Here is a 7,066-nt window from a genome sequence, read left to right as displayed (position 1 = left end):
TCGCACTGTTACTTTGATTATTACCAGGGCGACCCATCACTGGAGCCAAAAGCTTTTGGTGGAAATATCACCTTGAAAAAAGTATACAACTTCGAACCTGTTCCTGCTGAATTGAGTGCCGAAGAAGCCAAACATATTATTGGTGCACAGGCCAACATCTGGGCCGAATATATGCCCAACGGCCGCCACGTGGAGTACATGATCATGCCACGAATGAGTGCACTTTCGGAAGTATTGTGGTCGCCAAAAGATGCGAAAGACTGGGGCGATTTCTCAAAAAGAATGGAAAGCCAGTACAACCGTTTCGATAAGCTGGGCGTTAATTATGCTACCAGTGCTTTCCAGGTTTCGGCAAAACCGGAACTCGATCCGGAACACAAGGCTATAAAAGTTTCACTGAGCACCGATGCCTGGGAGCCGGATATTTATTACACTTCCGACGGATCGGAGCCAACCGAAGAATCAAATAAATATTCACAGCCCTTTACCATCAGTAAGTCCGGAACCGTAAAAGCAGTGGTTATTCAGGATGGGAAACAAAAATCGCAGCCATTGGCCACCGACTTTTTCATCCACAAAGCCATTGCCTGCAAAGTGGACCAGAAATACCCGAACAGCAAAAGTTACGAATCGACCGGAGAATATGCCTTGGTTGATGGAATCAAAGGTTCTAAAGACCACCACGATGGAAACTGGAAAGGATTTAATGGCAAAGATCTCGTTGCAACAATAGATTTGGGTCAGTCGCAATCTTTCTCAAAGGTAAGTACCGGAGTGCTTCAGGATAACGGCGCCTGGATTTTTTATCCAACGCATGTTACGGTTGAGGTTTCAGAAGACGGACAGAGTTTCAAAAAGCTGGGGACTGTTAAAAATAAAGTAAGTGCTAAGGATGGAGAGCGCCAAATTCAAGACCTGGTGCTAAATAAAAAAGGAAAGGGACGTTATGTTCGTATAACGGCTGCACATTTAGCAAGTTGTCCGAAGGGGCATGCCGGTGAGGGTCAACCCGGCTGGTTATTTGTTGATGAAATTATTGTAGAGTAAAATATTTAACGGGCACGAACTGAAATCGTGCCCGTTTCTTTTTCTATTTCTTTTTACGGGCAACCGTAAACGTTACATGCTCTCCACCAAACAGGTCTCCCCCCGGCAAAACATCCTCGTAAAATTCAACATTTTGCCATTCGTTTTCAGGCAATAGCTTTTTCAAGTCAGAATGTGCAAAAAAGTGTGTCCAAAAACGATAAACTTCCACTTTTTCATCCTCATCTACAATCTGATGCTGATATAAAATTACCTTTTCCTCTTCATACAAAAAGGACTCAGAAAGCGCCAGATAAGGCTCCGGTTTCCAAAATCCAGTTTCAGCAACCTCCCAGTTTTTAGGAGCTACTTTTTTAGGCAGTTCCCTGTCATTTAATACATCGAAAACAAAAGTGCCTTCAGGCTTTAGAACGCTATGGATAAAACCAAGCAACTTTGTTCTGTCTTCAGGCAGTAAAACGCCCAAATCAGTATAAATCAGCAGAACCAGATCAAAACTTTGCTCCGCCAATTCTAATTCCAGGTAATTTGCTTGCAGGTAATTTATTTCAAGTCCATCTCTTTTAGCCTTGCTTTTTGCGTAATCGATTGAATTTTTAGAGAAATCAACGCCGGTAACTTTATGACCCTTTTTGGCCAGTATTGTGGAGTATAAACCGGGGCCACAACCTAAGTCAAGGATATTCAGTTTTTCTTTTCCTGACTTTTCCAGAATCCAGTCTACCGTATTTTTTATGGTCTCCGGTTTGCGACTTGCCAGGTCAAGATTTTCGTTCAGGTGCACTTGCAGAAGTTGTTTCGAAATGTATTTATCGGTCCACATAATTGCGGTACCCGGTTCGTACAAACTGGGCTTTTGGGTATTAGTGATTAATTTATTGAGTTTCATTTTTCTTACAATTTAAAATGATTGAATGATTTGAATAATAAAAAATGCCACAAGCAGAAATCTTGCCTGTGTACTTTTCAGCTCCGAACGGAGCTTTTTCGATATGTTATCTCAATAAATGAAGTGATGCAAAGTTAAAAATTTTCGACCAATTAAAAGGTATTTCACTCAACATCACATTTCAGGGGAGAAATAAAGAAACTTTTATTGGCTAATTTTCACTTCGCAATGCACTTCTTGAAGCTTTATCAACCAAACTAAAAATTCGTTCTATTTGGTCTTTTAAACGCGTTGGTTGATGCCCCTTCACTTTTATAATTTTACAATTCAGGGAATCAAACAATTCGTAAAACTGCTTATACAAGTCGGCGTTTTTAAGCAGCTTCCCTCCCTTCGAGCAAAAATTATTTTCCTCCAATCGTGCACGGCGATCAACAAGCTGAGCGATATTTTGCGAATCAGTATAAACTAAAACCTTTATGTCATTTTTTTCAATTTCAGACAAAGCCCAAAGTAAAGTTTGTAGTTCGAGCCGGGTAGATGAAGTATTCTCAAAACGTTTTGTTTGAATACGCTGCTTTAAATTTTCGGTATCCATTTCGTTTTCATCCAGAACCAGGCATGCACCATATCCAACTTTTGATTGAACATGCACACTTCCATCGGTAAATAAATACAGCTTATCCATTTTTCAATACTACTGAAAAAAGTTAAAGCCTGGCGTTGAACCAGGCTTTAACTAATTTCAAGAAAGACAACTACTCTCTTTTATCGTTTAAGTATACTATAAAATCACACCTAGTTCAGCAATCGAGCTATAAAAACTACGACTGACTTCGCGCAAGGTCGTAATTTTAATGTAACGCACCTTATATGTTTTATCAAACATCTTCTCCTGACGTTCGTCGGAATAACCAAAACGACCATTTTCAACCGCTGTTTCCCAGTTTTTGCCATCGGTACTTACCTCGAAATTATAAGTTGCAATGCGGCCATTCCATGAATCTTGTCGCGGCAAATAGCTAAAACCTTTCAACTCCAGCGTCTCGCCCATATCCACTTGCAAGAAGTGTGGTTGAACCAGCTTTTCATCGCTCCAATCTGAATGCCATATCGTTTCAGGGTTGTTATCAATAGCCTTTTCCGGCTCGTTTCCTTCGTAGCTGCAATCGGCGGTGGCAGTCCACTTCTTTTTGCTCATTTCAAAATTACGGATTACAAGGTTGCTGTTCATTTTCCCTTTAACTTTTGCATAAACAGCTACTTTCCCGCCTTTTTTTAGCTCGAATGGTTTTTTATAAGCTTTAAATTTCTCATCATTTACTGAATAAATAAGATCAGCATTTTCAGAACTACTTACTGAAATTTCTCCATTGCCATTTTGTTCCAGAACCGGAGCCTGCGCCAACAAAAGTTCGGTAACCGGGTATTTTTCGGCGGCATACTCAAAGATACTTTTTTGCTGAAACTGCACCGGCGAATAAGTAACATCGAAACGATAAATGCCGCTTGTTGCTACATACTGAGGCAATATTCCGGGGCCACATGTAGCCGTTCCCAGACCGGTAACCAATGCATCGTAATTAACCGTCACAAAATCGGCTTCATCCAACTCGTTCAGGTGTCGTGCTTTTGTTATTTCTGCATCGTCATACGGATAAGCGCTGAAATTCATTTCTGTTGAACCACTCAGTAAAAATCCGATTCCTTCGCTGTTCGAAACCGAAGCCCATCTTACGCCCGATTGGTTACAATTATCTTGCGGAATAACAATGTTATGATCGTATAACTCTTCAGCGGTAGTTGAATAAAAATCGAATTTACCGCCACTCTTACGGTCGGGATACGTAGAAACACCACCCAAACCATACCAGCTAACTTCGTTGTACGAACGTTTCATTTTCATTTGCAAACCAACTTTTGCAACTGCAGCTATTGAATTTGGCAAATTAACTTCGCTTGAGACATTAAAAGTTCCGTCGCTAAAAATATGATACTGCATTACCGCAGAAAACTCGGAAGAAGAGCTTTTTAGAGTTACAGGGTAAATCAGTAGCAGACTTCCATCGTCCTGATTTTTAAGTTCTGGTTTTTGAGCGGTTTGCTCCAGTTGGTCCAACCCGGCTTTTTCCCAAACCCGGTAACCGTTGCGGTCGCGAATATCGTTTTCTGTTGGCGGGCGGAAGAAGTTTAATCGTGGCCCCTGTTTCATCATTTCTTTTCCTTTGAAAATGTACGATGAAATAATACCTGATTCAGCACCAATTTTCAATTGATAATCTTCTCCCAAAACAACATACGCTTCTTCGTTTTGCTGAACTGAGATTTCACCTTTGTTTTCAACTGTAGTATATGCAGCCGATTGTGTTGGTAACATAAATTCTTCCCAGGCTTGTTCGTGCCCGGCTTTTACAAAACCTTTTCTATTTTTGGTAATCAGCGAAAACTTCAGCACATAACTTTGTCCGGCTTTGGGTTGTGGTAATTCTGGTAACGAAACGCTAAACGGTTTTTCTTCCAACGGCTCAACATTTAAATCAGAAATCCTTCCGTGAGCAACAATTCCTTCCGCACTTTTAACGGTCCAAAACAGACTAAATTCGTTCAGGTTAGTAAAAAAGTATTTATTTCTAATGGTAAATTTTCCGGCTGTTAAATCGTCGGCTTTTATTGCAATATTCTGATAAACCTTTTTAGTCTCCCACAATTGCGGATTTGGCAAACGATCGGGATTTACCAATCCGTTCATACAAAAACTATTGTCGCTGGGTTTATTGGTTCCGTAATCACCTCCATACGTGTAATACATTCTGCCATTTTCATCTACTTCGCGCAATCCCTGGTCAACCCAGTCCCAGATACAACCGCCCTGCAAAGCCGGATACATTTCAATGGCATCCCAGTAATCCTGCAAACCACCGCAACTGTTACCCATCGCGTGTGCGTATTCACATTGGATTAACGGACGATCGGGATTTTCTTTGGCATAATTGATCATTCCATCAATACCCATATACATGGGGCAGAAAATATCCGTATGGTCGGCCAGCCCGGCACGCTCGTACTGTACCGGACGACTTTTATCGCGTTCTTTAATCCAGTTGTAATCGGCAACAAAGTTAATTCCATCGCCGGCTTCGTTTCCTAACGACCAGGTAACAATACAAGCATGGTTTTTATCGCGTTCCACCATCCGGCGGGTACGATCCAAATGCATTGGCCCCCACTCGGCATGTTTGGCCAAACTTTCTTCGCCATAACCCATTCCGTGCGATTCAATGTTCGCTTCATCAATTACATACAATCCGTACAAATCACAAAGCGCATAAAACTCCGGATCGTCAGGATAATGGCAGGTGCGCACCGTATTGATGTTAAATTCCTTCATCAGCTGAATATCCTTTAACATCATTTCGCGACTGATTACATGTCCCTCGTCGGGATCATGCTCGTGACGGTTAACTCCTTTAACATACACCGCTTTTCCGTTCACCATAAACTGGCCGTTTTTAATTTCGGCAGTGCGGAAACCAATGTTTTGCGAAAATGCTTCAACTGTATTTCCCTCAGCATCTTTTAAAACAATCATCAGTTTATACAGATTGGGTTGCTCAGCCGACCATTTTTTTGGATTTTCAACATTGGCAGCAAATTCAAACATTGCAGTATTTTCTCCGATGGTTGAAGTTTCAGAGAGATCAATTATTTTTTGATTTTTATCAAACGTTAAAACGCTTGCCTCAACAGAGTAAATTCCGGCATCTGCTCCAGTATGGTTTTCCACTTCTACTTCCAGCGAAAAAGTTCCGTTTTTGTAATTCTCGTCTAAGCCGGCATGAACAAAAAAGTCGCGTACATGAACTTTTGGAGTGGCCTGTAAATAAACATCGCGCTCAATACCACTTATTCTCCAAAAATCCTGGCATTCGAGGTAACTACCGGTACTCCAGCGATACACTTCCAGGGCCAGCGTATTTTCTCCGGGTTTTACAAATTCTGTTAAATCGAACTCGGCCGGAGTTTTTGAACCTTCGCTATACCCCACTTTTTCGCCATTTACCCAAATGTAAAACGCCGATTTTACAGCTCCAAAGTGTATAGAGATTTGGCGGCCATCCCAATTCTCGGGAATAGTAAAATTACGTCGGTAACTTCCAACGGGATTGTAAGCAGATGGAATATGAGGTGGATTTGGACGTTCGTTTGCAATCATCCAAAACGGATACCTTGTATTTACATAAATAGCGGTATCAAATCCCTGGCGTTCCCAGTTTGCAGGTACCTTTATGTCGGCCCAGCTACTTACATCATAATCGGTTTTGTAAAAATTAACAGGCCGGCCTTCGGGATTGGTGGCAATATTAAATTTCCAGATGCCATTTAACGACTGAAAATAAGCTGACTCATCTTTATTATTGTCCCACGCCAATCTTTCACTTTCAAAAGGGAAAAAACTGGCATGCGGATCGCTGCGATTTATATTAAAAACTGCGGGATCTTCCCATTCTTTTACGTCCTGAGAAAAAACGGACGAACACACTAATACAAATAAAAGTAGTAAACTGAGATTTTTCAACATGATATGTGGTTTAATTAATTTCTCTATTTAGCAAGACACATAAATTGCCGGTTTAACCTATGTGAATGCAATGTTTTTTGCTCATAATTTGCTGAATATAACCCAAACCTCTTCAGCCTTTACAGTTATAAACCAAAAACATTCGAGAAATAAGGATAATTTGAGATACAACAATTATTAACACCTGTAAAGCATAACCCGAACAGGATTTTTCGATATGCGATTTTAGAAAATGAAGTGAAACAAAATTGAATCGAAAATATGTAATCATAAGTCAATACATAAATAAACATACAGAATTAAATATACACATTAGTTTCATTTTCAAATAGATACTTTTTAGTCCTGTTATACAAAAATCCCTAATTACATGCACCTTTTAGTGCATTCTAAATTAGCACCTTAGCTAAACATTTCTGACTTATATTCGTTTTATTTGCGACTGATTAACAAGAATCGTTTATGTATTTAGAAAAGGAAAAACCGGCAACAAAGAACCAAATATCTGCAAAAGAAGCACTTCAGGATTACTACATTGCGCGATTAAGTCG

General features: G+C 40.3%; 4 protein-coding genes. 1 reads left to right on the top strand and 3 read right to left on the bottom strand.

What is annotated here, in order from left to right:
* Positions 1 to 1,047 (top strand): family 20 glycosylhydrolase (locus tag ABZB17_RS18535; protein WP_372652377.1); only part of this gene is annotated, 1,047 nt, incomplete at its 5' end.
* Between the two features lie 43 nt (positions 1,048 to 1,090).
* On the opposite strand, the gene ABZB17_RS18530 is transcribed toward ABZB17_RS18535, so the two are convergent.
* The 3 genes from ABZB17_RS18530 to ABZB17_RS18520 form a co-directional block, all read right to left on the bottom strand.
* Positions 1,091 to 1,936 (bottom strand): class I SAM-dependent methyltransferase, encoded by an 846-nt coding sequence (locus ABZB17_RS18530; protein ID WP_372652375.1) that lies wholly within the window; start codon positions 1,934 to 1,936, stop codon positions 1,091 to 1,093.
* A gap of 211 nt (positions 1,937 to 2,147) precedes the next feature.
* On the bottom strand, positions 2,148 to 2,624 hold the full coding sequence (locus ABZB17_RS18525) for a ribonuclease HI (RefSeq protein ID WP_372652372.1): 477 nt from the start codon (positions 2,622 to 2,624) through the stop codon (positions 2,148 to 2,150).
* A gap of 96 nt (positions 2,625 to 2,720) precedes the next feature.
* Positions 2,721 to 6,515 (bottom strand): glycoside hydrolase family 2 TIM barrel-domain containing protein, encoded by a 3,795-nt coding sequence (locus ABZB17_RS18520; RefSeq protein WP_372652370.1) that lies wholly within the window; start codon positions 6,513 to 6,515, stop codon positions 2,721 to 2,723.
* Positions 6,516 to 7,066: the final 551 nt, after the last annotated feature.

Source organism: Draconibacterium sp. (assembly GCF_041583095.1).
Classification (GTDB): domain Bacteria; phylum Bacteroidota; class Bacteroidia; order Bacteroidales; family Prolixibacteraceae; genus Draconibacterium.
This window is presented reverse-complemented; position numbering and strand designations above follow the sequence as displayed.

What these genes read in the sequence shown, in the direction of transcription:
- ABZB17_RS18530 (WP_372652375.1), bottom strand. Translation starts at nt 1,936, where the DNA reads ATGAAACTCAATAAATTAATCACTAATACCCAAAAGCCCAGTTTGTAC.
- ABZB17_RS18525 (WP_372652372.1), bottom strand. Translation starts at nt 2,624, where the DNA reads ATGGATAAGCTGTATTTATTTACCGATGGAAGTGTGCATGTTCAATCA.
- ABZB17_RS18520 (WP_372652370.1), bottom strand. Translation starts at nt 6,515, where the DNA reads ATGTTGAAAAATCTCAGTTTACTACTTTTATTTGTATTAGTGTGTTCG.